This window comes from Streptomyces sp. NBC_00425 (assembly GCF_036030735.1).
GTDB lineage: Bacteria > Actinomycetota > Actinomycetes > Streptomycetales > Streptomycetaceae > Streptomyces.
On the sequence record NZ_CP107928.1, the window covers coordinates 2,238,356 to 2,261,752 of the forward strand.

Genomic DNA, 23,397 nt, shown 5'->3' on the forward strand with positions numbered 1-23,397 from the left:
CTCACCCCCGAGTCACCTCTCGTGAAGGGACCCGTGCATGACCACCCCCGCCACCCCGCCCGCACCCGCCCGTCCCCCTGCCGCCGCCCCGGCTCCCAGCGCCTCCCGGCGACGACCCTGGCACGGTGTCCTCGTCGCCACCGCGCTGCCGTTCGACGACGACCTGCGCGTCGACCACGACCGGTACGCCGAGCACTGCGCCTGGCTGGTGGCGAACGGCTGTGACGGCGTCGTGCCCAACGGCTCGCTGGGCGAGTACCAGGTGCTCACTCCCGAGGAGCGCGCCAGGGTGGTGGAGACGGCGGTCGCCGCCGTGGGCGGGGCGCGCGTCATGCCCGGGGTCGCCGCGTACGGCTCGGCCGAGGCCCGCCGCTGGGCCGAGCAGGCGGCCGGAGCGGGCTGCTCGGCGGTGATGCTGCTGCCGCCCAACGCCTATCGCGCCGACGAGCGTGCCGTCGTCGCGCACTACGCGGAGGTGGCCCGGACGGGCCTTCCGGTCGTGGCGTACAACAACCCGATCGACACCAAGGTCGACCTCGTGCCGGAACTGCTGGCGCGACTGCACGGCGAGGGTCACATCCACGCCGTCAAGGAGTTCTCCGGCGATGTGCGCCGCGCCTACCGCATCGCCGAACACGCCCCCGAACTCGATCTGTTGGCGGGCGCGGACGACGTACTGCTGGAGCTTGCCGTGGCCGGCGCCAAAGGCTGGGTGGCCGGCTACCCCAACGCGCTGCCGAGGGCCTCGGCGGAGCTGTACCGGGCGGCCGTGGCCGGTGACCTCACCACCGCGCTCCCCCTCTACCGCCGGCTGCATCCGCTGCTGCGCTGGGACTCACGCGTCGAGTTCGTCCAGGCCATCAAGCTCTCGATGGACGTGGTGGGCCGGCAGGGCGGCCGCTGCCGTCCGCCCCGGGTCCCGCTGCTGCCGGACCAGGAGGCGGCCGTCCGCGCGGCCACCGAGAAGGCCGTCGCCGCCGGCCTCGCGTGACGCGCCCCGCCCGCCCGGCCCGCGGCGCGCGCGTCGCACGGGCCACGGCGGACGGCCACCGCAGAGGACCACGGAAGGACCACGGAAGAAGAGCACGGCGGCCGGCCGCCGGTCGCATCTCCCCGCGGCGTACGACCACCGCCCGGCGGTCGCCCGCACGGCACGGAAAGGGACTTCATGCGCAGCAAGCTCGTCCTGCACGCCGTCGACTCGCACACCGAGGGCATGCCGACCCGGGTGATCACGGGCGGCATCGGCGTCGTCCCCGGCGCGACGATGAACGAGCGGCGGCTGTGGTTCCGCGAACACCGGGACGACGTCAAGCAGTTGCTGATGAACGAGCCGCGCGGGCACTCCGCGATGAGCGGCGCGATCCTCCAGCCGCCCACCCGGCCGGACTGCGACTGGGGCGTCCTCTACATCGAGGTCTCCGGCTATCTCCCGATGTGCGGCCACGGCACGATCGGGGTGGCGACCGTCCTCGTCGAGACGGGCATGGTCGAGGTCGTCGAACCGGTCACCACGATCCGGCTGGACACCCCCGCCGGGATCGTCGTCGCCGAAGTCGCGGTCGAGGACGGGGCGGCCACGTCCGTCACACTGCGGAACGTCCCCTCCTTCGCGGTCGCGCTGGACCGCAAGGCGGTACTGCCCGACGGCCGCACGGTGACCTACGACCTGGCGTACGGCGGCAACTTCTACGCGATCCTGCCGCTGGAGGAGTTCGGGCTGCCCTTCGACCGCGCCCGCAAGGACGACATCCTGCACGCCGGGCTGGCGCTGATGGAGGCGATCAACTCCGAGGAGGAGCCGGTCCATCCGGAGGACCCGTCCATCCGCGGCTGCCACCACGTGCACCTGTACGCGCCCGGCGCCACCGCGCGGCACTCCCGGCACGCGATGGCCATCCACCCCGGCTGGTTCGACCGCTCGCCGTGCGGCACCGGGACCAGCGCGCGCATGGCCCAACTGCACGCGCGAGGGGAGCTGCCGCTGCACACCGAGTTCGTCAACGAGTCCTTCATCGGCACCCGCTTCACGGGCCGGCTCCTCGGGCGGACGGAGGTCGCCGGCCGTCCGGCGGTGCTGCCCAGCTTCACCGGCCGCGCCTGGATCACCGGCACCGCCCAGTACCTGCTGGACCCCACGGACCCCTTCCCTGCCGGTTTCGTCCTCTGACCCCGTGCAGGGCGCGCCCTCGCCCGCCTCGGTGACGGAAAGGGTGTGACGGGGACGGGGACGGGGACGGTGACGGGCGGCCGGCTCCGTAGATACTGGTGGCACGTGACATGGCACAGCGTTCCGAGGAGACCCCATGGCCGCCGCCCCGCGCACCAGCAGCCGGACACCCGCCTCACCGGCGCCCGCATCGGCGCCGGTGCCCGCGCCCGCCCTGCCGGTGCTCGGCGGCCGCCGGAGCAGTTACCGCGAGCGGGTCGCCGACGCCCTGCGGGCCGCACTGATCGCGGGTGAGCTGCTGCCCGGCGAGGTGTACTCGGCGCCGGCCCTCGCCGCCCGCTTCGGCGTCTCGGCGACCCCGGTGCGCGAGGCGATGCTCGACCTCGCGAAGGAGGGCCTGGTCGACGCCGTCCCGAACAAGGGATTCCGGGTCACCGACGTCTCCGACCGGCAGCTCGACGAGTACACGCACGTCCGCGCGCTCATCGAGATCCCCACGGTGGCCGCACTGGCGACCACTGCCGACCCGGTGTCCCTGGAGGCGTTGCGTCCGGCGGCCCGCGAGATCGTCGCCGCCGCGGTCGCGGGCGACCTCATCGCCTATGTCGAGGCCGACACCCGCTTCCACCTGGGCCTGCTGGCCCTCGCCGGCAACGCCCATCTCGTCGAGGTGGTCCGCGAGTTGCGCGGTCGCGCCCGGTTGTACGGGCTGACCGCCCTGTCCGCGTCGGGGCGTCTGCTGGCTTCCGCCGAGGAACACCTGGAGCTCCTGGACGCCCTGTCGGCCCGCGACGAGCGGGCCGTGCGCGAGGTCATGACCCGGCACCTGGGGCATGTCCGGGGTCTGTGGGCCACCGCTCGCGCGTAGCCGTCCGCCCGAAGCGGGCGGCTCGCCCCACGAAGTCAGTCCTGCCCCCGCCCCTCCCCGCGCCACCCCGGACCGCCGGCCACGTCTGTGATCCTTGTCGCGGTTGTGCGAAGCGTGGTGAGTGTGCCGAACGGGCATGCAACTGCCCGTGCTGGAACGATCGGTGTCTTTTCTGTGGGGGAACGTGTGAGCCTGTGTGTGATCGGTGCGGGTCTGTCCGGTCTGGCGGCTGCGCACGCCCTGAAGTCCGAGGGCGTCGACTTCGTCGTCCTGGAGCGGGCGCCCGAGGTCGGCGGACTCTGGCGGCAGCCACAGGCCGGCGAACGCGGACCGGGCTACCTCTCGCTGCACCTCAACACCAACAAACGGCTCACCGGTTACGCCGACTACCCGATGCCCGACTCCTACCCCGTCTACCCGCGCCACGGTGACGTCGCCGCCTACCTGCGTGCCTTCGCCGAGTGGGCCGGTGTGTCGGACCACATCGAGTTGGGGACGACGGTCGAGTCCGTCACCCGGAGCGCCGGCGGTTCCTGGACGGTGGTCGGCCACGACACCCGGGGGCGGCGCACGACACGCGACTTCAGCCAGGTCGTCGTCGCCTCGGGGCACAACACCGAACCCGTCCTGCCCGCTCCGCTCCCGGGTTCCGACACCTTCGAAGGGGCCGTTCTCCACGCTCTGGACTACCGCGACGGCAGTGACTTCACCGGCCGGCGGGTCGTCGTGGTGGGGCTGGGCGCCTCGGCGGTGGACATCGCCGCCGACCTCTCCCGGTACGCCGCGCAGACCGCCCTGTCCGTGCGCCGGGGACTGCACATCGTGCCCAAGCAGCTCTTCGGCATGCCGTTGGACGACGTCGCCGAGGCGCCGTGGTGGACGACCATGACCCTCGAGGAGCAGCGCCGCTTCATCGAGCAGGCGCTGCTCGTCGCGCGCGGCAAGCTCTCGGACTACGGGCTGCCCGAGCCGGACCATCCGATCTTCGCCTCGGCCGTGACCGTGTCCGACGAGATCCTCACCCGCATCCGGCACGGCGGGGTCGTCCCCAAGCCCGCGATCGAGCGCCTCGACGCCGACCGCGTGGTCTTCACCGACGGCACCTCCGTGCCCGCCGACGTGGTGGTCCACTGCACCGGGTACCGCATGGCGTACCCGTTCCTGCCGCAGGGCTGCCCGATCGGTCCGCAGGGTTCCGTCGAGCTGTACAAGCGGGTCGTCGCGCCCGACCACCCCGGTCTGCACTTCGTCGGCCTGGTCCGCCCGCACGGCTCCGTCACCCGTCTGGTGGAGGCCCAGTCCCGCTGGGTGGCACGGATCGCGGCGGGCAAGGCGACGTTGCCGGAGCGGGAGGTCATGTACAAGGAGATCGCCGACTACCTGGGCGGCATCGCCGGTCAGTACGGCCAGGTGCAGGGCGCGTCGATCCAGGTGAACGTCGCGCCCTATCTGGAGGAGCTGCGGGCCGAGTGACGCCGCCTCACCCGGCGTCGGCGGAGTCCGAGCCGTGCGCGTCCGTCCACCAGGGGCTCCCCCGCGGCTTCGCGACCCGTGCCTGCGAGGGAATCGGTTCGACGGCGTCGACGCACGGCCCCCTCGGCGTCCTCGACCCCGGGGGTGCGGGTCACCCCGCGCTCAGGCCTCGGCGGGCACGGGGGCCGGGGGCGGGACGACGGCCGGCACGTCGAGCGGCGCGGCGGCCGGCAAGTCGGCCGGCGACAGGACCGTGGGCGGCCGGATTTCGTACGCCTCCGAGGAGATGTACGTCATCACCCGTGGCGGACGGCCCCGTTGGTGAGCCAGCCCCAGATAGGCGACGAGGCCCACGCCGTCCTCCGGCTGCCGCGAGGTGACGGCGACCGAGGCACGCCGCACCGTGACCGGGTCGATGCCGTAGCGGGCGTGCAGTGCGGCGGCCCGGTCCAGGGCCACGCCGTCGTGGCGGGCGTAGTCGCGGACCGGGATGTAGACGGTGAAGCCGCTCGGCAGGCCCGACCCCGTCTCGGTGAAGGCATGGCACGTCTGGACGGGACGACGGTCGAGCTGCGGTTTGTGCTCCTTCCCCGCCACGATGCGGAAGAACTCCTCGATCTCGGCGCTGTCGGGGCCGTCGCCCGTACGAGACAGGGCGCCCGCCTCCGCAGCCGACAGGTCGTCGTGCGCCAGATAGACCTTCACCCGTGGTTCCGCCCAGTCACCGAGGTCCAGTGCGAAGAACAGATGGCGGTCACCGTCGGGCAGCGCCTGGAAGGCCTTACGGTGACCGAGTCGTTTCAGCGCCTGCCGTACGGTCTTGGCGGCCCGCTCCTCTCCCGAGGCCGCGGGATTCAGATAGGCCTTGACCCTGGGGACCCCGCCCGCACGCAGTTCCAGCGCACACCAGAGCGCCAGCGGACCCTGAGGCGACGGCGGGAAGAACAGGTCTTCCAGTTCGTCGAGCGGGTCGGTGCCGAAGCCCCAGCGCCGGCCCATGTCGCGTATCACCCGCAGTCCGATGTTGCCGTTGTCCGTCAGGTCGCTGGCGCCCGCCCCTGGCTCGAGGAGCACCCGCAGGGTCGGCGGTGCGCCCGGTTCGCAGGAGAGGGAGAACTCCACGGGGGTGTGGTCGTCAGAGAGGAAGCTGCGGCTGGGCGGGGGCAGCTCCAGCGGTCGCTGCGCGAGAGGGCCCAGCACGTCGAGGAGTGTGCGCGCGTAGTCCGCCGAGTCGGCGGCGCACAGACCCGCGGTCTCGCTCAGTCGCAGTAACTGACGGGCCGCGTGGCCGCCGAGCGTGCCGGCCACCGGCTCGCCCGGGGCGTCGGGGCGCGGGGTGGTCATCGGCCTTCGCCCTCGGGAACGGGGCGGACAAGAAGATACCCGCCCGGGGAGGCGGGTATCAGGGGGTGCACGACGATGGGGTGTCGTATGAAATCGGCGCCGTCGGATCTGAGGTCCACGACATCTCCTCTTACTCGTGAGGAACACGGAATATCGCGTTCCTCACTACCCCTGCGGTTGAATCGTCATGCAGTGATGCGGAGTTGACGGGTGTTGTGTGCATCACCTCGTCAGCCAGTTGAGGAACTGGCTCCACATGCCTCCGCGTTCGTTCCTGCCGCTCGCCGGGGCGGTGTACTGCGGACGCACCGGGGCCTCCCTGGGGGCCGGCGCGGGCCGCTGGACGACCTGGACCGGGGTGAACTTGGCGGGCAGCACCGTGAGTCCGCGGTTGAAGGGCCCCGGCCGCCAGGTCAGGCTGTCGGTGGGCACCGCCAGCTCGACGTCGGGCAGCTTGTTCAGCAGGTTCTCGATGGCCGTCACGGTGATCTGCCGGGCGGGCTCCTTGGACGGGCAGGCGTGCGGGCCCGCGCTCCAGGCGAGGTGGGCACGGTTGCTGCCCGCCTGGCGTGCCGCCGTCAGCGCCGGACCGGTGTTGGCCGCGGCATAGCTGACCAGGACGAGGTCGCCGGCGTGCAGTTTCTGTCCGGCGAACTCCATGTCGGACGTTGGGTAGTGGGCGCCGAGGTTCTGCATGGGCGGGTTCTCCCACAGCGTGTCGTCGATCGCCTCGTCGATCAGCCCGCCCTGGTGGGCGTACGCGTCGTTGGTGAGCAGGCGGTGCAGCGTGTTGCCGATGAGGTTGCGCAGCGGCTCGTTGCCCGCCACCAGCAGCAGGGCGATCTGGTGGACCATCTCCTCGTCGGTGAGCTTGGCAGGGTGCTGCATCAGCCACGAGGGGACGTCGTCGCCGGGCTTGGCCCGCTTGAGCGCGACGAGTTCACCGATGGCCCCGAACATCACCCCGACCGCCTGCTCGGCGTTCACGCCGTCGAACATGCCGGTGATGCCGAAGACGACGCGGTCTCCGATGTCGGCGGTGCAGCCGAACAGCTCGTTGAACACGAACAGCGGCAGCTGCTTGGCGTAGTCGCCGAGCAGGTCGGCCGATCCGCGTGAACCGAACTGCGAGATCAGGTAGTTGGAGACCTGCTCGGTGGTCTGGCTCAGCTTGCGCGCGTCGACGCGCCCCATGCTGTCCGTGATCGCCTGGCGCAGCCTGTGGTGCTCCGCGCCGTCGCTGAACATGGCGTTGGGCCGGTAGGCCAGCAGCGGTGCGACCGGGCTGTCCGCAGGGATGCGGCCTTCGTTGAGGTCCCGCCAGCGGCGCGCGTCCTTGCGGAAGGAGCCGGAGTCCTGGAGCAGTTGGAGTGCGAAGGAGTAGTCCGTGACGAGGGTGGCCTCGACCCCCGGCGCCAGCTCGACGGGCGCGGTCGGACCGTAGTGGCGCAGGTAGGTGTAGTAGGCCTGGGGGTCGGCCGCGAACTCCGGCCCGTACAACGGCACCCTGCCGTCGGCCTGGTGCGCCGGGCACCCGGGCGGGGGCACGGGTGCGGTGGGTTGTTCCATGTGTGCTCCTAGTGTGCACGTTCCTGCAGATGGCGGACGAGGGTGATCAGCGCGTCGGCCGAGGACCGCTCGTCTCGCGCGTCGCAGGTGACGACGGGGGTGTCGTCGAGCAGGTCGAGTGCTTCGCGCAGAGCGTTCTCGTCCCGCGGCGGGGCGCCGTCGAAGTGGTTGACGGCGATGGCGTAGTCGAGCCCGTAGTGCTCGATCAGGTCGATCACGGCGAAGGAGTCCGCGAGCCGCTCGGGATCGACCAGCACCAGCGCACCGAGCGCGCCGCGCGCCATGTCCTCCCACATCTGAACGAAGCGCTGCTGGCCCGGCGTTCCGAACAGGTACAGCACGACACGATCGCTGATGGTCAGCCGGCCGAAGTCCATGGCGACCGTGGTGGTGGTCTTGCCCTGGACGCCCTTGAGGTCGTCGACCGCCTCGGCCGCCCGGGTCATCGTCTCCTCGGTGGACAGCGGCTCGATCTCCGAGATGGCCCCGATGAACGTGGTCTTGCCGACCGCGAAGTGTCCCACGACGAGGATCTTGACGGCCGTCTGCGTCTCGCCGCGGCGGACGTAGGCCTGCTCATCCAAACTTGGCCCTGAGACCATTCAGCACCTCCTCCAGGATGTCCCGGTCGGCGAGCGGAGCCCGCTGGACGGGCGGACGGGTGATGAGATAGCCGCCCTCGGTGAGTGCGGCCAGGAGTATCTTCACCACTCCCAGGGGCAGTTGGGTGTGACCGGCGATCTCGGCGACCGAGAGGTAGCCGGCCGCGCACAGGTCCAGCAGCTTCTGTTCCTCGGGGGACAGCCTGGTGGGCCGCTGCTCGTGGTCGGCCGCCGCCGTGACCAGCGTGATGAGCGACAGCTGCCCTTCGTCGGGCAGCCCGCGTCCCTTGGTGATGACGTACGGACGTACTAACTCCGGCGTCTGCGGCTCGAGTTCGCCGTAGCCCGTCATGACCGCACGCCGAGGTTCTCGCGCGGCGGCGTGGTGAGCGCCTTGCCGAGCTGGCCGACGAGCTGCTGCATCCGGAAGGTGATGTCCGCCATGTCGACGTCCGGGGAGGCGGAGACGCCGAGGTAGGCGCCCTCGCCGGCGGAGATCAGGAAGACCCAGCCACCGTCGAACTCGACCAGCGTCTGCCGCCAGCGCATCTGCGGGTCCTCGCAGAAGAAGGCGAGCGAGCGGCTGAGCGACTGCACACCGCTCATCGCGGCGGCCACCCGGTCCGCGTCGTCCTTGTCGAAGTCCTGCGTCCGCGCCATCAGCAGGCCGTCGGCGGAGATCAGGACGGCGTGCAGGGCCCCGGGAATCTCCAGGGCGCTGTCAAGCATCCATGACAGATCGTCATTCACGAGAACTCATGCCCTTCGCTGCTTGCACCACGGGTGCTCGACTGTTCCGCCGGGTCCGTCTGCACGGCCCGGCCCGACCGGGTGCCGCGCTGGAAAGCGCCCATGATCGCCGCCGTCTCCGCTCCCGTCCGGGAGGCGCCGGAGGCGTTCGACGCGCTGCCGGGCACGATGGCCATCGGCCGCTTGCGGCGCCGCTTCGGCAGGCCGTCGGACGTGGTGGCCGTGGTCAACGCGGTCTCGGGGCCGCCGCCCACGGGGGCGGTCGAGGCAGCGGGAACGACCGGAGCCGGTTCCTTCTGCTCGGGTGCGTTGGTGAGCAGGTCGTGCGGCAGGAGGAGCACTGCCCGGACCCCGCCGTAGGGGGAGGTGGAGTCCACGGACACCTCGAAGCCGAAGCGCTCGCTGAGCACGCCGATCACCGCGAAGCCGAACTGCGGGGGGTTGCCGAGGCCGGAGACGCCCGACACCCGCTCGCTCGACAGGAGTTTGTCCGCGCGGGCGCGCTCCTCGTCGTTCATACCGACACCGGCGTCGTCGACGACGATGCAGATGCCCTTGGGCACGGTGCGGATGTTGATTTCGACGACGGTGTCCGGGCTGGAATAGCTCGTGGCGTTGTCGAGCAGCTCGGCGAGGGCCAGTGCGACGGGCTCGACGGCACGGCTCGTGATGCCGAAGTCGACCTGGGAGAGGATCTCCACCCGCCGGTAGTGGCGCACCCTGCCCTGGGCGCTGCGCACCACGTCGTAGACGGACGCGACATCGCGTGCGCGTCCCAGCCAGCCGTCGCAGAGCACGGCGATGGACTGGGCACGCCGGCCGAACTGCGAGTTCGTGTGGTCGATCTCCAGGAGGTCCTGGAGGATGACCGACTCGCCATATTTGTTCTGCAGCCGGGAGACGATCAACTGCTGTTCCGCGGCAAGGCCCTGAAGGGTCCGCATCGCGGACTTGAGGACCGTTTTCGTAGCCTCTTCGGCTCTTTCCTGAGCGGCCTCGACAGATTGCGCGTACTCGTTCTCCAAGGCGGAGTAGTGGGATCTGAGCCCCACGATCTCCTGCCTCAAGGCACGCGCCGCCCTGCGCTGGCGAACAATGAGGGCGACTGCGATGAGTACGGCGGCGAGGAGAGCCCAGAGTACCGGGTTCCGTATGTAATCAGTCATAAGACTCTCTTCAGGCGACTGACGGCCAGTTGCTGAATTCCCGTCGACACGGGTGGACCGGCGGACCGCCCGCACGGGGATGACCCCGGACCGTCCCCCGTAGCCGGAGATGTCGTCTTGCACCCATCCGCCCGCCCACAAGCGAGCGTGATCGTATCACCACAAGAAGGCACCACAGACCGCCAATATGCCCACCGAGATGAACATTGACGAACCGTCAGCCGTACTGACGGACGACCGCGAAACGGCCCGGTAACCGCCTTCGCGACGACCGCTCCGCACGACGCGACAGGACAACCGATAAGTGGCCTTCCGCGACATTCCGGAGGTAATGGATACCGAAAACAACAAAACCCGCATCCGGCGGAACGCCGAATACGGGTCATGTGCAGATTCACCGAGCGAAATCCGCTCGACACGGAGAGTAAGAGTGTCCGAGGGGGGACTTGAACCCCCACGCCCGATAAAGGGCACTAGCACCTCAAGCTAGCGCGTCTGCCATTCCGCCACCCGGACCAGGTGTCTGCCGCCGCGCGAGGTGATCCCCGCGGCGACACGGACAACAATACCAAGCTTTCAGCGTGCGTCTCACCTGCATATCCGCTGGCCGCGCAGGGTGACGGAGCCTTCACCGCGCCCCTCCCCGGGCGCTCGCCGCTCACCGCCTGCCCACCAGGGCGCCCCGCCACCCGACAGTCCCGGGTCAGGGCATCAGCCGGCGCTCCGGGAAGACCCGGACGTGGCGCGGTACGAACTCCGGGCGTGCTCGGTGTGCTGGCGCATCAGCCGGGTGGCCCGCTGTTCGTCGTGGGCGGCGATGGCCGCGATCAGGTCGCGGTGCTCGACCCACGACCGGTGGCCGCGCTGCCGGGCGATCGGCGTGTAGTACCAGCGCACCCGGCGGGCGACCTGGGCCGCCAGCTCGGCGAGGACCGCGTTGCCCGCGAGCTCGATGACCTTGGCGTGGAAGCGGGCGTTCAGGGCGACCGCGGCGTCCATGTCGTCCTCGGTGACGGCCAGCACGCCCCGCGCCACGATCTCGTTCAACGCCGCGATGCCGGACTCGTCCGCGTGCGCGGCCGCGAGGCGTGCGGCTTCGGCCTCCAACAGGGTCCGCACGGTGAGGAGTTGGTCCGCCTCTTCCTCGGTCGGCTCATGCACGAACGCGCCCTGCGCGGGCCGGAGATCGACCCAGCCCTCGGTGCTGAGCCGCTGCAGCGCCTCGCGCACCGGCTGCCGTGAGACCCCGAGGCGACCTGCGAGCTCGCTCTCGACGAGGTGCCGGCCGGGCTGCAGCGCGCGGGTCGTGATGAGTTCGAGCAGCGCCTCGTGGACACGGTCGCGCAGCGGGCCGGGCCGTTCGAGTCCCGGCACCGCGCCCAGGGGCAGTCCTGTCGACGACATCGGTCGGTCCCTCCTGGGCGAACACCGGTCGGCCGCGGCCGCAAGGCAAGTGCCGCATGCCGCACGCCGTCCCGGACGACCACGGACACCCGAGCGCACGGAGGCGGACGGTCGGGGACAGTGGACGCGCGAACAGCGCGTGCGCACGGCCGGTGCGAACAGCCCGTGCGTTCGGACGGCGCGTTCGGCAGGGCAACTGTCTGCAGCCGAGTATCGATTGTCTTTCGTCAACAGTCCACGGCGTACGGCTGCCGGACACGGACACCGGCGAACGCTTCACACGCTTCACACGCGCCGCGTCCCGCCGGACGCGCACTGCGTCGTACGTCCCGCACGCCCGTCGCCCCCGTTGCACGTCACCCGTCACGCGCGGTCACGGCCGTCGGTCAGGGGCAGTCGGTCAGGGGCAGTCGGTCAGGGGCAGCGCACGACCTGTCCGGCGTACGACAGGTTGCCGCCGAAGCCGAACAGCAGCACCGGGTCGCCCGTGGAGACGGCGCCCTGCTCGACGAGCTTGGAGAAGGCGAGCGGGATGCTGGCGGCGGAGGTGTTGCCCGACTCGGTGACGTCGCGCGCGACGACCGCGTTGACGGCTCCGATCTTCGCCGCGAGGGGCTCGATGATGCGCAGGTTCGCCTGGTGCAGGACGACGGCGGCCAGGTCCTCGGGCTTGAATCCCGCCCGCTCGCAGGCCTGCCGGGCGAGCGGCGGCAGCCGGGTGGTGGCCCAGCGGTAGACGCTCTGCCCCTCCTGGGCGAACCGGGCCGGCTGACCCTCGATGCGCACCGCGTGCCCCATCTCGGGCACCGAGCCCCACAGCACGGGACCGATCCCGGGCTCGACGCCGTCGGGACAGCCCTCGACCACGGCGGCGCCGGCGCCGTCGCCGACCAGCACGCAGGTGGTGCGGTCGCTCCAGTCCGTCACCTCGGACATCTTGTCGGCGCCGATGACCAGGGCGCGGGTGGCGGCGCCGGCGCGGACGGTGTGGTCGGCGGTGGCCAGCGCATGCGTGAAGCCGGCGCAGACGACGTTGACGTCCATCGCGGCCGGTTGCGGGATGCCGAGGCGGGCGGCGACCCTCGCGGCCATGTTGGGCGAGCGGTCGACGGCCGTGGAGGTGGCGACGAGCACCAGGTCGATCTCGTCCGGCGCGAGGCCCGCCGTGGCGAGCGCCTTGGCCGCGGCGTGCGCCGCGAGCTCGTCCACCGGCTCGTCGGGGCCGGCGATGTGACGGGTGCGGATGCCCACCCGGCTCCTGATCCACTCGTCATTGGTGTCCACCAGTTCCGCCAGGTCCGCGTTGGTGAGCACCCTGGCGGGCTGGTAGTGGCCGACGGCGGTGATGCGCGAGCCGTTCATTCGGGGGGTCCCCTCGTTGCCGTGGGTTGCGGGATCCACCAGTCTGATCAGTGACTCACGGGTACGAGGGCGCGTGAAGCGACAGGAAACCGGTTCCCCGGTTGTCGGCTTCCCCATAGCTCTCGGACGCCCGATCACCTGTCGAACGCCCGACCGCCGAACACGCGCCCCGGGTTCACCGCTACCCGGTGAAGAGCTGCGTGGCCTTCTGCACGAGCTCGTACAGCCCGTAGACGAGCGGCGCCCCCACCCACAGCCAGGCGAAGGCGGTCAACGGCCGCCGGTCAGGCTGCGGACTCGGGCTGCTGTCGTTCGGCATCGGCTGCCTTCCTCTGAGCGGGTACATGGTGGCGGACGTGGACGGGACGGACGAGCTCGTTGGCGACGAAGCCGACGGCCAGCAGCCCGATCATGATGAACAGGGACAGGGTGTACAGCGAGGAACCGTGCTTGCCGGCCTCCTCCTGGCGGTCGGCGATCCAGTTCACGATCAGCGGGCCCAGCACGCCGGCCGTCGACCAGGCGGTGAGCAGCCGGCCGTGGATCGCGCCCACCTGATAGGCCCCGAACAGGTCCTTGAGGTAGGCGGGAACGGTCGCGAAGCCCCCTCCGTAGAAGGAGAGGATCACCAGCGCGCACAGGACGAACAGGGGTTTCGACGAGTCGCCGATCAGGGCGATGAGGGCGTACATCAGGGCGCCGACGCCCAGGTACAGACGGTAGACGTTCTTGCGCCCGACCAGGTCGGAGGTCGACGACCAGCCGATCCGGCCGGCCATGTTGGCCGCGGACAGCAGGGCGACGAAGCCGGCGGCCGCGGAGGCCGAGACCGGGGTGGAGGTGTCGGCGAAGAAGTCCTTGATCATGGGCGCGGCCTTCTCGAGGATGCCGATGCCTGCGGTCACGTTCATGCAGAGCACGACCCACAGGCACCAGAACTGCGGGGTGCGCACCGCGCTGCGCGCCGACACCTGCACGCCCTCGACGTCGCTCGGCGTACCGGCGACCGGCCGCTCACCGCGTGGCACCCGCACCAGCAGGACGCCCAGCGTCATGAAGACCGCGTACGACAGACCGTGCACGAGGAAGGCGAGGGCGATGCCCGAGCTGTCGGAGCCGAACGACTCGAGCATCTGCGCCGACCAGGGGGAGGCGATGAGCGCGCCGCCCCCGAAGCCCATGATGGCGATTCCGGTGGCCATGCCGGGGCGGTCCGGGAACCACTTGATCAGTGTGGAGACGGGCGAGATGTAACCGATTCCGAGGCCGATTCCGCCGACGAAGCCATAGCCGAGGACGATCAGCCAGTACTGCTCGACGGCCGCGCCGAGCGCGGAGATCAGAAAGCCGGACGAGAAGCAGACCAGGGCCACGGTCATCGCCCAGCGCGGCCCGTTGTGCTCCACCAGGGTGCCGCCGAAGGCCGCGGACAGGCCGAGCATCACGATGGCGAGCTGGAACGGGAGCGCGCTCTGCGTGCCGCTGAGGCCGAGCGCCGACTCCAGCGGCGGTTTGAACACGGACCATGCGTAGGCCTGGCCGATGGAGAGGTGGACCGAGAGGGCGGCCGGGGGGACGAGCCAGCGGCTCCAGCCGGGCGGCGCGATGGGGGGACTCATGAAACCTGAACGGTAGAAACCCGTTTCCGACGCTGAGAAGGGGAGCGCCGACCGATTGCGGTGAGCGGTATGCGGGATGCGCCGAACGGTCGGACGGGCCGTTTCCCCGACCGGGCGACCTGATCCGCACCCGACGTGCTGCGGCCCGCGGCCCGCGACGCGTCGAGGGCGTCCGGTCCCGACCGTGGGCGTCAGCTGCGGGGTGGGCTGCCGGCTCACGCTCCACGTGCAGGACAATGAGATCGTGAAGGTCACGTCACCGCACGACGACCCGGTGACCCACGGCAACCTCTGCAGCAAGGGCCGCTTCGGCTACCAGCACGTACAGAACCGGGGCTGATCACGACATGGGACGAGTCACCGAACGACGCAAAGTGGTCCGCATCAGGGACGGCGTGGTCTCCGCCCGCGCGGACACCCTGGTCGCCGAGGAGCCACTGGAGATCCGCCTCAACGGCAAGCCCCTGGCGATCACGATGCGCACCCCCGGTGACGACTTCGCGCTGGCCGCCGGGTTCCTGGTCAGCGAGGGCGTGCTGGCCGAGCAGGACGACCTCCAGAACATCGTCTACTGCGCGGGAGCGACAGCCGACGGGAGCAACACCTACAACGTCGTGGACGTGCGCACCGCGCCCGGGGTGGCGATCCCCGACATCACCCTCGAGCGCAACGTCTACACCACCTCCTCCTGCGGCCTGTGCGGCAAGGCGAGCCTGGACGCCGTCCGCACGACGACCCGCTGGCCCGTCGCCGACACCCCCCCGCTCCGGATCGAGCCCGAGCTGCTCGCCGTCCTCCCCGACCGACTGCGCGCGGCCCAGCGGGTGTTCGACCGGACCGGCGGACTCCATGGAGCGGCCCTGTTCTCGGAGGACGGCGAACTGCTCGACGTCCGGGAGGACGTGGGCCGGCACAACGCGGTGGACAAGCTGGTCGGACGCGCCCTGCAGAACGGGCAGCTGCCCCTGTCGCGGGCGATCCTGCTGGTCTCGGGCAGGGCCTCGTTCGAGCTGGCGCAGAAAGCCGTGATGGCGGGCCTCCCGGTGCTCGCCGCGGTCTCCGCGCCCTCCTCGCTCGCGGTCGACCTGGCCGCGGAGACCGGACTGACCCTGGTGGGCTTCCTGCGAGGCAGCTCCATGAACGTGTACACGGGTGAGGACCGCATAGCCCTGAAGGCCTCGGCCGCCCAGGACTGACCGGTACCCCGGGGCGCGGCGGCGGGACCCGGCGCCGACCGGCGGGGAGCTCCCCCCGCGCCGCAGGGTCCCCACTCCGACGCGCCCCGCCCGCCCACTCGCGCGCCCGCCCAGCCCCCGGAACCGCACCTCTTCCCGACCGAGCCCCTACCGGACCTCACGCTGCCGGGCCGCCCGTTGCGCCGCGCTCGGGTTCCGCCACACTCCGGTTGCGCTGCGCTCCGGTTCCGCCGTCGGGCCGCCGGTTCCGCCCGGTGCCGCGGCGCTCCGGTTCCGTTGTCGGGCCTCCGGTTCGGCCCGGTGCCGCGGCGCTCAGGTTCCGCCGTCGGGCCTCCGGTTCCGCCCGGTGCCGCGGCGCTCCGGTTCCACCGTCGGGCCGGTGCCGCCCGGCGGCCGGCCGGGCCTCGACGGGCGCGGCTGGAGACGTGCGGGCGCCTTCGGGTCGCCCTCGGCCCGCCGCTCCTCCTGGGCCGGCCCCGTCGGCTCAGCCGCGCGTGAAACGCACGTCGGCCGCGCGGACCACGGTGCCGAGCCGGGGAAAATCGAGCTTCACGGACGCCTCGTGTTCGGGCCCGGTGAGAGCGGCCATCGCGTCCTCGACGAAGACCAGGTCGTAACCGAGGTCGCCGGCGGCGCGGGCGGTGGACTCGACGCCGAGATTCGTCGCGATGCCCGCGAACACGATGGTGGTGACGCCGCGTTCGCGGAGACGGTCGTCCAGGCCCGTCCCCTGGAAGGCGCCGATCGTCCGTTTGACGATCTCCACATCGCCGTCCCGCGACAGCCCCTGGACCAGTCCGCTGCCCGACGGCTGCTCGGCGACCCCCGGACGCTCGACGCGGACGAGCACGACGAGGGCTCCCGCCGAACGGAAGGAGCCCGCCAACTCCTGTGCCGTCACCAGCACTTCGGCGCCTTTGCGGGGCGCCAGGGGGAGAGCGACGATGCGGTCCATCAGATCGACGAGGACCAGTGCGGTGCGCGCGGGATCGAGCGCGAGGGGGACGGTCATGACGGAACGTTATCCCCCGTCAGCCGTCCGTGCCGGAGATCCGGATCAACAAGCGCGTGAACTGCTCCCGTTCGCGGGCGCCGAGGGGCGCGAGCAGCATCTCGTTCGCCTCCAGGGCGGCCTTCTCGCAGCGCAGGAGGACCCGTCGCCCCTCCTCGGTGAGCGACACGGCGTTCTTCCTGCGGTCCTCGGGGTCCGGTGCGCGCACGGCGAGACCGGCCGACTGCAGGTCGTCGAGGACGCCGACGACGTCCTTCGGATCGAGTCCGACGCTGCGGCCGAGTTCGGCCTGGGCCACAGGGGCGAGATCACGCACCGCGGAGAGCACGACGTGGTGCCACATTTTGAGCCCCTCTGCGGCCAGAGCTTCGGCGACCAGGGCGCGGCCGCGCGCGGCGGCCCGGCCGAGAAGCCAGCTGGGCAGGGCGCGGATGGCGGGGAGAGGCGCTTCGGGCATGGTCGCACTCTAGCCAGAAGTCGTTGGGCTTCCCCACCACAACGGGGATACCGTTGGGACTCCCAACGTTTTCTGGAGGTCCGATGCGTCGTGTCCGGTACGACTCCCCCGGCGGCCCCCTGTTCCTCGAGGAGGTCCCGGTTCCCTCACCGGGCCCCGGCGAACTGCTTTTGCGCTGCGAGGCGATCGGCGTCACCCTGCCCGTCGTCCGCAAGGTCACCGAGGCCGCCGAGCCGATCCCGCTCGGCGGTGAGGTCGCCGGCGACGTCACCGCCGTCGGGGAGGGGGTCACCGGGTTCCGGATCGGCGAACGCGTGACGGGGCTGTGCTTCGGTCACGGCTACGCCGACTTCGCCGTCCTGCACGAGACGATGGCCTCACCGGTGCCGGAGGGCGCGGAGGCCGTCGCGGCGGTCGCCCTGGTCCGCAGCGGGCAGGTCGCCCTGGGCGCGCTGGCGGCCGCGCGCCCAGGACCGGGCGAGGCGGCGCTCGTCACCGCCGCAGCGAGCGGGGTCGGCCACCTCGCCGTACAGCTCGCCCGGGCGCACGGCGCGTCGCGAGTCGTGGCCGCCGTGTCCGATCCGGCGAAGTCCGCCTTCGTGAGCGCCCTCGGCGCCGACGAGGTCGTCGTCTACGGGCAGAGCGACTGGGGCCCACCCGTCGACTACGTCCTCGACGCGGTCGGCGGCGAGCTGCTCACCCCCGCACTCGCGTCCCTCGCGCCCGGCGGGCGGCTGGTGGCGTACAGCTCGGGCGGCGGGACGATCCAGGCGTACGACCTGCTCGCGGGCGCCAGGTCCGTGATCGGCTTCCAGATGGCCCGCGTCGCGCGTGACGAGCCGCAGACGTGCGAGCGCCGGCGACGGGAGCTGTGGCGGATGGTCGCGCAGGGTGAGCTGAGGCCTGCCGTGCACGGTGTGTTCGCTCTCGAGGACGCCGCCGAGGCACACGCGGCGATCGCGTCACGTCGCAACCTCGGCAAGGTGGTTCTGGTGCCGTAACGGGTTTCTCTCCCGGCTCGGCGACCGGCTCACGCCGTTGCCGCAGTCCGCTCGTCGGCGCGTTGGCGCGGCGGCTCCAGCAGATCACGAGCCCGGCGCTTGGCGATGACCGCGCAGACCATGAGCTGCATCTGGTGGAAGAGCATCAGGGGCAGCACCGCCAGGGAGGCGTGCGCGCCGAACAGAACGCTCGCCATGGGCAGTCCGGAGGCGAGGGACTTCTTGGAGCCGGCGAACTGCAGGGCGATCCGGTCCGCACGGCCGAACCGCAGCGCCCTGCCGCCGTACCAGGTCAGGGTGAGCATCACCGCGAGCAGCGCGGCCTCGACCACGAGCAGTCCACCCAGCCGCGCCGCGCTCACCTGGTGCCATATGCCCTGGACCATGCCCTCGCTGAAGGCCGTGTAGACGACGAGGAGAATCGAACCGCGGTCGACGAGTGAGAGCACCTTCTTGTGCCGGGTGACGAAGCCGCCGATCCAGCGCCGCAGCACCTGTCCCGCGAGGAACGGCACGAGCAGTTGCAGCACGATCTCGACGAGCGAGTCCGCGGAGAAGCCGCCGCCGCTGCTGCCGAGCAGGGCCGCCGCGAGCAGCGGGGTGACGACGATGCCGACCAGGGAGGAGAAGGAGCCCGCGCAGATCGCCGCGGGGACGTTGCCGCGGGCGATCGAGGTGAAGGCGATCGACGACTGGACGGTCGACGGCACGAGGGTGAGGAACAGCAGTCCCTGGTAGAGCGGGTGGGTGAGGAAGACCGGGACGAGCCCGCGGGCGGCCAGGCCGAGCAGCGGAAAGACCACGAAGGTGCAGGCCAGCACCGTCACGTGCAGTCGCCAGTGCTTCAGCCCGTCCAGCGCCTCGCGGGTGGACAGGCGGGCGCCGTACAGGAAGAAGAGGAAGGCGATGGCCGCGGTCGAGGCCCCGGAGGCCACGTCGGCGGCGGTGCCGTGCGCCGGAAACAGGGCGGCGATCCCGACGGTCGCGAGCAACAGCAGGATGTAGGGGTCGACCGGCATCCGGCTCGGCCACTGCAGGCGTTTCACGGTGCTCCACGTGCTGTTCGAAGGTGTGCTTGTTCCTGAAAGGCTTGCGACCCGTTGCCCGCGCGACCGCCGGCACGCGCCTGAGGTCCGTCGTTCCTGAGCCCCGTCGCTCCTGAGGTCCGCCGCTCCAGAGGTCCATCGCTCCTGGGTCCGTCACTTCTGGGTCCGTCACTTCTGGGTCCGTCGCTCCGGGCGGGCGGGGCCGGGACCCGCGAGAGCCCTCTCCATCGTCCCCCTCCGGTCCGTGATCGGGAATCCCGCACACCGCTCTCACTGTCATCACGGATCGCGATGACACGGATTAGGGTGGGAAGCGTGTACGACCCCTCCCATCTGCGCACCTTCCTCGCCGTGGCCCGGGCGCTCAGTTTCACGCAGGCGGCGCGGCGGCTCGGGCTGCGCCAGTCCACCGTCAGTCAGCACGTGCGGCGGCTGGAGGACGCGACCGGACGCGCCCTGTTCACCCGGGACACGCACTCGGTGGAACTGACCGAGGACGGTGAGGCCATGCTCGGTTTCGCGCACCGGATCCTGGACGTCCACGAGCAGGCCACCGCGTTCTTCACCGGCACCCGGCTGCGCGGCCGACTGCGCTTCGGCGCGTCCGAGGACTTCGTGCTGACCCGGTTGCCGGAGATTCTGGAGAGTTTCCGCTCCGATCACCCCGAGGTGGACCTGGAGCTGACGGTGGAGTTGTCCGGCACCCTGCACGAGCGGCTCGCCGCGGGAAAGCTGGACCTGGTGCTGGCCAAACGACGCCCCGAGGATCCGCGCGGTGAGCCGGTGTGGCACGACGAGCTGGTCTGGATCGGCGCGGAACGGCTGCGTCTGGACCCGGGGCGGCCGGTCCCGCTGATCGTGTTCCCGCCGCCGGGCATCACCCGCGCCCTGGCGCTGGAGGCGCTGGAACGCCAGGGGCGGTCCTGGCGGATCGTGTGCACGAGCGGAAGCCTCAACGGTCTCATCGCCGCGGCTCGCGCGGGCCTGGGCGTGATGGCCCACTCCCGGGGCCTGATCCCGCCCGGCCTGGTGCGGATCCCGGCCCGGGCCGGGCTGCCCGAGCTGGGCGGGGTCGACTTCGTGCTGGTGCACGGGCGCAGGCGGACGTCGGCCGAGAGTGCCGCCGGCGCCCTGGCGGAGGCGATCCTGGCAGGCGGCGACCAGCTGCACCGGCACCCCGCAGCCCCGCGACCCGCAGCCCCGCCGCCGGCCGCCCCGCGACAGGCCCCGCACCCGCCCACCGCCCCGGGCTGACCCCGAGGAAACCCGCCGTGCCGTACAGACCGCCAGCGGGAGGGGCGGGCGGCGTAAGCGGTACGGGGGGATTCGGTGGAGATTACGGTGCCGAAACTTACTCAACCGTCAGCATTGTGTCCGACCCTTCCCCATGTGAGCCCTTTTTCCCGCCCTGACCAGCGTGGACTGGAACGTCGCCCGCCTGCGCGCCCCTCCCGCCCCGACGCCGGGTGGGGTAGCTTTCACGGCGCTGTGCGGCCATGGGAAAGCGGGGTACGGAAGCGGGGTGGGAAGTTTGCGCGAGTTCACCAACCCTGCGTTGGCGCTGCCACCGCCGGTCGGCGGTCTGGCCGACGTCGTCTTCCAGCACGCCCAGGACGACCCGCACTACGTCGCGCTCGGCCGCAAGGACGAGCACGGCGAATGGCGGGACGTCACCTCGGCCGAGTTCCGCGACGAGGTCCTCGCCCTGGCCAAGGGCCTCCTCGCCCAGGGCATCCGGTTCGGCGACCGCGTAGCGATCATGTCCCGCACCCGCTACGAGTGGACCCTGTTCGACTACGCCCTGTGGACCATCGGCGCCCAGGTGGTGCCGGTCTACCCCACCTCGTCCGCCGAGCAGTGCTTCTGGATGCTCTACGACGCCGAGTGCACGGCCGCCGTCGTCGAGCACGAGGACCACGCGATGACGATCGCCACCGTCATCGACCGCCTCCCCCAGTTGCGCCGGCTGTGGCAGCTCGACTCGGGCTGCGTGCAGGAGCTGTACGACGCCGGCGCGGCCATCGAGGACGAGGTCGTCCACCGGCACCGCGAGGCGGTCACCCCCGACTCGACCGCGACGATCATCTACACCTCGGGGACCACCGGCCGGCCCAAGGGCTGCGTCGTCTCGCACGGCAACTTCATGTTCGAGGCGGACACCGTCATCGAGCGCTGGGAACCGGTGTTCCACTCCCGCAAGGGCGACGAGGCGGCGACCCTGCTGTTCCTGCCGCTGGCGCACGTCTTCGGACGGATGGTGCAGATCGCCGCGATCCGCGGCAAGGTCCGCTTCGGCCACCAGCCCCAGCTGCACGCCTCCGCGCTCCTCCCCGACCTCCAGGCGTTCCGTCCGACGTTCTTCCTGGCGGTGCCGTACATCTTCGAGAAGGTGTACGGCGCGGCCCGGCGCAAGGCGGAGCGTGAAGGCAGGGCGGGGCCGTTCGAGAAGGCCGTGGACGTGGCCGTGCAGTACGCCGAGGCGGTCGAGGCGAAGGCGTGGGGCACCGGACCGGGCCCCTCGGCCGGGCTGCGCATGCAGCACCAGCTGTTCGAGAAGCTCGTCTACGGCAAGCTGCGCGCGGCCATGGGCGGCCGGGTGCGGCAGGCGATGTCCGGCGGCTCGGCCATGGACCGCAGGCTCGGCCTGTTCTTCGCCGGCGCGGGCGTGCAGATCTACGAGGGCTACGGCCTGACGGAGACGACGGCGGCGGCGACCGCGAACCCGCCCGGGCGCACCCGGTACGGCACCGTCGGTCAGGCCATCCCCGGCATGACCGTGCACATCGCGGACGACGGCGAGATCTGGCTGCGCGGCGACAACGTCTTCCAGGGGTACCTCAACAACCCCAAGGCCACCGACGAGACCCTGCACGACGGCTGGCTGGCCACCGGCGACCTCGGCGCCCTGGACGAGGACGGGTACCTCACCATCACCGGCCGCAAGAAGGAGATCCTGGTCACCTCAGGGGGCAAGAGCGTCGCGCCGGGGCTGCTGGAGGAGCGGGTGCGCGACCACCCCCTGGTCCACCAGTGTCTGCTGGTGGGCAACGACCGGCCGTTCGTGGCCGCCCTGGTCACGCTCGACCACGAGGCCGTCGAACACTGGCTGCAGATGCGCGGCAAGCCGCAGATGACGCCCGCGGAGCTGGTGCGCGACGCCGATCTGGAGGCGGAGGTGCGCCGGGCGGTGGTGGCCGCCAACACGCTGGTCTCGAAGGCGGAGTCGATCCGCACCTTCCGCATCCTCGGCCAGCCCTTCAGCGAGGAGCACGGGCTGCTGACCCCGTCGCTGAAACTGAAGCGCAAGGCGATCGAGAACGCTTACGCAAACGAGGTCGAGGCGCTGTACCGCTCCTGAGCCGGAAGCGGCCCCAGGTCTTGGACGGGCGGGGAGCGGGTACCGGAGAGGGAGGAATGCATCGACCGTCGTGATCGTTGACGATGGGAGTACCCCTTGACGGACAACCGAAGGATCAAGAGCTCGTGAGCAGCAAGGTCCCCCCGATCATCCTCAACAACGGCGTCGAGATGCCCCAGCTGGGCTTCGGGGTCTGGCAGGTGCCGGACGACGAGGCGGAGCAGGCGGTCACCACCGCACTGGAGGCCGGGTACCGCAGCATCGACACAGCGGCGATCTACGGCAACGAGGAGGGCACCGGCAAGGCCCTCGCCGCCTCCGGCGTACCCCGCCAGGACCTCTTCGTCACCACCAAGCTCTGGAACTCAGACCAGGGACACGACGCGACGCTGCGCGCCTTCGACGCCTCCCTGGAGAAGCTCGGCCTGGAGTACGTCGACCTGTACCTGATCCACTGGCCGAGGCCGGCCCGCGGCAAGTACGTCGACACGTACAAGGCCTTCGAGAAGCTGCTCGCCGACGGCCGCGTCAAGGCGATCGGCGTGTCGAACTTCCTGCCGGAGCACCTCGAGCGGCTGATCGACGAGACGTCGGTCGTGCCGGCGGTCAACCAGATCGAGCTGCACCCGCATCTGCAGCAGCAGGAGTCCCGTGCGTTCCACGCGGAGCGGGGCATCGCCACCGAGGCCTGGTCCCCGCTCGGCCAGGGCAAGGGGCTGCTCGAGGTCCCGGCGGTCGTGGCCATCGCCCGCAAGCACGACCGCTCCCCCGCCCAGGTGGTGCTGCGCTGGCACCTCCAGCTCGGCAACGTGGTCATCCCGAAGTCCGTGACGCCGTCGCGGATCAAGGAGAACATCGACGTGTTCGACTTCAGCCTGGACACCGAGGACCTCGCGGCGATCAGCGCCCTGAACGAGGACCGTCGCATCGGTCCGGACCCGGCCACGTTCGACGTCGGCTGACGGTCCCCACCCGTGCCGGGGGCGCTCCCGTTCGGGGG

At 71.2% G+C, this 23,397-nt stretch carries 22 protein-coding genes, 1 tRNA gene and 1 pseudogene; 10 read left to right on the forward strand and 14 right to left on the reverse strand.

Going from position 1 to position 23,397, the window contains the following annotated elements:
* Positions 1–37 precede the first annotated feature (37 nt).
* The 4 genes from OHS82_RS09315 (at position 38) to OHS82_RS09330 (ending at position 4,511) form a co-directional block, all read left to right on the forward strand.
* Positions 38–991 carry a dihydrodipicolinate synthase family protein gene (locus OHS82_RS09315; RefSeq protein WP_079041496.1) on the forward strand — a complete coding sequence of 318 codons (954 nt, stop codon included), beginning with the start codon at positions 38–40 and terminating at the stop codon, positions 989–991.
* 177 nt (positions 992–1,168) lie between these two features.
* The gene (locus OHS82_RS09320; RefSeq protein ID WP_057582148.1) at positions 1,169–2,170 is read left to right on the forward strand and encodes a proline racemase family protein; all 1,002 of its coding nucleotides are present in this window, start codon (positions 1,169–1,171) and stop codon (positions 2,168–2,170) included.
* 136 nt (positions 2,171–2,306) lie between these two features.
* Positions 2,307–3,038, forward strand: coding sequence for a GntR family transcriptional regulator (locus OHS82_RS09325; protein WP_057582149.1), 732 nt, complete (start codon positions 2,307–2,309; stop codon positions 3,036–3,038).
* Positions 3,039–3,224: 186 nt separating this feature from the next.
* On the forward strand, positions 3,225–4,511 hold the full coding sequence (locus OHS82_RS09330) for a flavin-containing monooxygenase (RefSeq protein ID WP_057582150.1): 1,287 nt from the start codon (positions 3,225–3,227) through the stop codon (positions 4,509–4,511).
* 162 nt (positions 4,512–4,673) lie between these two features.
* On the opposite strand, the gene OHS82_RS09335 is transcribed toward OHS82_RS09330, so the two are convergent.
* The 11 genes from OHS82_RS09335 to OHS82_RS09385 all read right to left on the reverse strand — a co-directional run bounded on the left by OHS82_RS09335 (position 4,674) and on the right by OHS82_RS09385 (position 14,327).
* The gene (locus OHS82_RS09335; RefSeq protein ID WP_063894315.1) at positions 4,674–5,855 is read right to left on the reverse strand and encodes a tryptophan dimethylallyltransferase family protein; all 1,182 of its coding nucleotides are present in this window, start codon (positions 5,853–5,855) and stop codon (positions 4,674–4,676) included.
* Positions 5,856–6,077: 222 nt separating this feature from the next.
* The gene (locus OHS82_RS09340; protein ID WP_328433673.1) at positions 6,078–7,424 is read right to left on the reverse strand and encodes a cytochrome P450; all 1,347 of its coding nucleotides are present in this window, start codon (positions 7,422–7,424) and stop codon (positions 6,078–6,080) included.
* A gap of 8 nt (positions 7,425–7,432) precedes the next feature.
* Positions 7,433–8,026, reverse strand: a complete 594-nt coding sequence (locus tag OHS82_RS09345; protein ID WP_057582152.1) for a GTP-binding protein — start codon at positions 8,024–8,026, stop codon at positions 7,433–7,435.
* Positions 8,001–8,378: a DUF742 domain-containing protein gene (locus OHS82_RS09350; protein ID WP_057582153.1), complete on the reverse strand. Its 378-nt coding sequence runs from the start codon at positions 8,376–8,378 to the stop codon at positions 8,001–8,003. Before OHS82_RS09350 ends, OHS82_RS09345 begins: the two co-directional genes overlap by 26 nt.
* Positions 8,375–8,776 carry a roadblock/LC7 domain-containing protein gene (locus tag OHS82_RS09355; RefSeq protein WP_057582154.1) on the reverse strand — a complete coding sequence of 134 codons (402 nt, stop codon included), beginning with the start codon at positions 8,774–8,776 and terminating at the stop codon, positions 8,375–8,377. Before OHS82_RS09355 ends, OHS82_RS09350 begins: the two co-directional genes overlap by 4 nt.
* On the reverse strand, positions 8,773–9,942 hold the full coding sequence (locus OHS82_RS09360) for an ATP-binding protein (RefSeq protein WP_057582155.1): 1,170 nt from the start codon (positions 9,940–9,942) through the stop codon (positions 8,773–8,775). Before OHS82_RS09360 ends, OHS82_RS09355 begins: the two co-directional genes overlap by 4 nt.
* 431 nt (positions 9,943–10,373) lie before the next feature.
* Positions 10,374–10,458, reverse strand: a tRNA-Leu gene (locus OHS82_RS09365).
* Between the two features lie 195 nt (positions 10,459–10,653).
* The gene (locus OHS82_RS09370; RefSeq protein WP_057582156.1) at positions 10,654–11,346 is read right to left on the reverse strand and encodes a GntR family transcriptional regulator; all 693 of its coding nucleotides are present in this window, start codon (positions 11,344–11,346) and stop codon (positions 10,654–10,656) included.
* A 414-nt stretch (positions 11,347–11,760) separates the two neighbouring features.
* The gene (locus tag OHS82_RS09375) at positions 11,761–12,708 is read right to left on the reverse strand and encodes a beta-ketoacyl-ACP synthase III (protein WP_057582157.1); all 948 of its coding nucleotides are present in this window, start codon (positions 12,706–12,708) and stop codon (positions 11,761–11,763) included.
* 181 nt (positions 12,709–12,889) lie between these two features.
* Entirely contained in the window at positions 12,890–13,027 is a 138-nt protein-coding gene (locus OHS82_RS09380) for an MFS transporter small subunit (RefSeq protein ID WP_173985788.1), read from the reverse strand.
* Positions 12,993–14,327 (reverse strand): OFA family MFS transporter, encoded by a 1,335-nt coding sequence (locus OHS82_RS09385; RefSeq protein WP_328433674.1) that lies wholly within the window; start codon positions 14,325–14,327, stop codon positions 12,993–12,995. The genes OHS82_RS09380 and OHS82_RS09385 overlap by 35 nt, the downstream gene beginning before the upstream one ends.
* A gap of 181 nt (positions 14,328–14,508) precedes the next feature.
* On the opposite strand from OHS82_RS09385, the pseudogene OHS82_RS43485 reads away from it, so the two are divergent.
* Positions 14,509–14,667 (forward strand): annotated as a pseudogene (locus OHS82_RS43485) (2Fe-2S iron-sulfur cluster-binding protein); the annotation flags it as partial.
* A gap of 7 nt (positions 14,668–14,674) precedes the next feature.
* Complete coding sequence (fdhD, locus tag OHS82_RS09395; RefSeq protein ID WP_057582159.1) at positions 14,675–15,523, forward strand: formate dehydrogenase accessory sulfurtransferase FdhD; 849 nt, start codon at positions 14,675–14,677, stop codon at positions 15,521–15,523.
* A gap of 484 nt (positions 15,524–16,007) precedes the next feature.
* Here the strand turns inward: fdhD and OHS82_RS09400 are convergent, their stop codons facing one another.
* Complete coding sequence (locus OHS82_RS09400; RefSeq protein WP_057582160.1) at positions 16,008–16,535, reverse strand: isochorismatase family protein; 528 nt, start codon at positions 16,533–16,535, stop codon at positions 16,008–16,010.
* 19 nt (positions 16,536–16,554) lie between these two features.
* On the reverse strand, positions 16,555–16,992 hold the full coding sequence (locus OHS82_RS09405; RefSeq protein ID WP_328433676.1) for a MarR family winged helix-turn-helix transcriptional regulator: 438 nt from the start codon (positions 16,990–16,992) through the stop codon (positions 16,555–16,557).
* Between the two features lie 83 nt (positions 16,993–17,075).
* Between OHS82_RS09405 and OHS82_RS09410 the strand changes: the two genes are divergently transcribed.
* Complete coding sequence (locus OHS82_RS09410; RefSeq protein ID WP_057582162.1) at positions 17,076–17,993, forward strand: quinone oxidoreductase family protein; 918 nt, start codon at positions 17,076–17,078, stop codon at positions 17,991–17,993.
* A 29-nt stretch (positions 17,994–18,022) separates the two neighbouring features.
* On the opposite strand, the gene OHS82_RS09415 is transcribed toward OHS82_RS09410, so the two are convergent.
* Entirely contained in the window at positions 18,023–19,012 is a 990-nt protein-coding gene (locus OHS82_RS09415) for a bile acid:sodium symporter family protein (protein ID WP_328436043.1), read from the reverse strand.
* A 342-nt stretch (positions 19,013–19,354) separates the two neighbouring features.
* Here OHS82_RS09415 and OHS82_RS09420 point away from each other — a divergent pair, with 342 nt between their 5' ends.
* The 3 genes from OHS82_RS09420 to OHS82_RS09430 all read left to right on the forward strand — a co-directional run bounded on the left by OHS82_RS09420 (position 19,355) and on the right by OHS82_RS09430 (position 23,359).
* Positions 19,355–20,293, forward strand: coding sequence for a LysR substrate-binding domain-containing protein (locus OHS82_RS09420; protein ID WP_242433328.1), 939 nt, complete (start codon positions 19,355–19,357; stop codon positions 20,291–20,293).
* Positions 20,294–20,570: 277 nt separating this feature from the next.
* Entirely contained in the window at positions 20,571–22,397 is a 1,827-nt protein-coding gene (locus tag OHS82_RS09425) for an AMP-dependent synthetase/ligase (protein ID WP_057582261.1), read from the forward strand.
* A gap of 125 nt (positions 22,398–22,522) precedes the next feature.
* Positions 22,523–23,359: an aldo/keto reductase gene (locus OHS82_RS09430; RefSeq protein WP_057582164.1), complete on the forward strand. Its 837-nt coding sequence runs from the start codon at positions 22,523–22,525 to the stop codon at positions 23,357–23,359.
* Positions 23,360–23,397: the final 38 nt, after the last annotated feature.

What these genes read in the sequence shown, in the direction of transcription:
- OHS82_RS09315 (WP_079041496.1), top strand. Translation starts at nt 38, where the DNA reads ATGACCACCCCCGCCACCCCGCCCGCACCCGCCCGTCCCCCTGCCGCC.
- OHS82_RS09320 (WP_057582148.1), top strand. Translation starts at nt 1,169, where the DNA reads ATGCGCAGCAAGCTCGTCCTGCACGCCGTCGACTCGCACACCGAGGGC.
- OHS82_RS09325 (WP_057582149.1), top strand. Translation starts at nt 2,307, where the DNA reads ATGGCCGCCGCCCCGCGCACCAGCAGCCGGACACCCGCCTCACCGGCG.
- OHS82_RS09335 (WP_063894315.1), bottom strand. Translation starts at nt 5,855, where the DNA reads ATGACCACCCCGCGCCCCGACGCCCCGGGCGAGCCGGTGGCCGGCACG.
- OHS82_RS09340 (WP_328433673.1), bottom strand. Translation starts at nt 7,424, where the DNA reads ATGGAACAACCCACCGCACCCGTGCCCCCGCCCGGGTGCCCGGCGCAC.
- OHS82_RS09345 (WP_057582152.1), bottom strand. Translation starts at nt 8,026, where the DNA reads ATGGTCTCAGGGCCAAGTTTGGATGAGCAGGCCTACGTCCGCCGCGGC.
- OHS82_RS09350 (WP_057582153.1), bottom strand. Translation starts at nt 8,378, where the DNA reads ATGACGGGCTACGGCGAACTCGAGCCGCAGACGCCGGAGTTAGTACGT.
- OHS82_RS09360 (WP_057582155.1), bottom strand. Translation starts at nt 9,942, where the DNA reads ATGACTGATTACATACGGAACCCGGTACTCTGGGCTCTCCTCGCCGCC.
- OHS82_RS09370 (WP_057582156.1), bottom strand. Translation starts at nt 11,346, where the DNA reads ATGTCGTCGACAGGACTGCCCCTGGGCGCGGTGCCGGGACTCGAACGG.
- OHS82_RS09375 (WP_057582157.1), bottom strand. Translation starts at nt 12,708, where the DNA reads ATGAACGGCTCGCGCATCACCGCCGTCGGCCACTACCAGCCCGCCAGG.
- OHS82_RS09380 (WP_173985788.1), bottom strand. Translation starts at nt 13,027, where the DNA reads ATGCCGAACGACAGCAGCCCGAGTCCGCAGCCTGACCGGCGGCCGTTG.
- OHS82_RS09385 (WP_328433674.1), bottom strand. Translation starts at nt 14,327, where the DNA reads ATGAGTCCCCCCATCGCGCCGCCCGGCTGGAGCCGCTGGCTCGTCCCC.
- fdhD (WP_057582159.1), top strand. Translation starts at nt 14,675, where the DNA reads ATGGGACGAGTCACCGAACGACGCAAAGTGGTCCGCATCAGGGACGGC.
- OHS82_RS09400 (WP_057582160.1), bottom strand. Translation starts at nt 16,535, where the DNA reads ATGACCGTCCCCCTCGCGCTCGATCCCGCGCGCACCGCACTGGTCCTC.
- OHS82_RS09405 (WP_328433676.1), bottom strand. Translation starts at nt 16,992, where the DNA reads ATGCCCGAAGCGCCTCTCCCCGCCATCCGCGCCCTGCCCAGCTGGCTT.
- OHS82_RS09410 (WP_057582162.1), top strand. Translation starts at nt 17,076, where the DNA reads ATGCGTCGTGTCCGGTACGACTCCCCCGGCGGCCCCCTGTTCCTCGAG.
- OHS82_RS09415 (WP_328436043.1), bottom strand. Translation starts at nt 19,012, where the DNA reads ATGCCGGTCGACCCCTACATCCTGCTGTTGCTCGCGACCGTCGGGATC.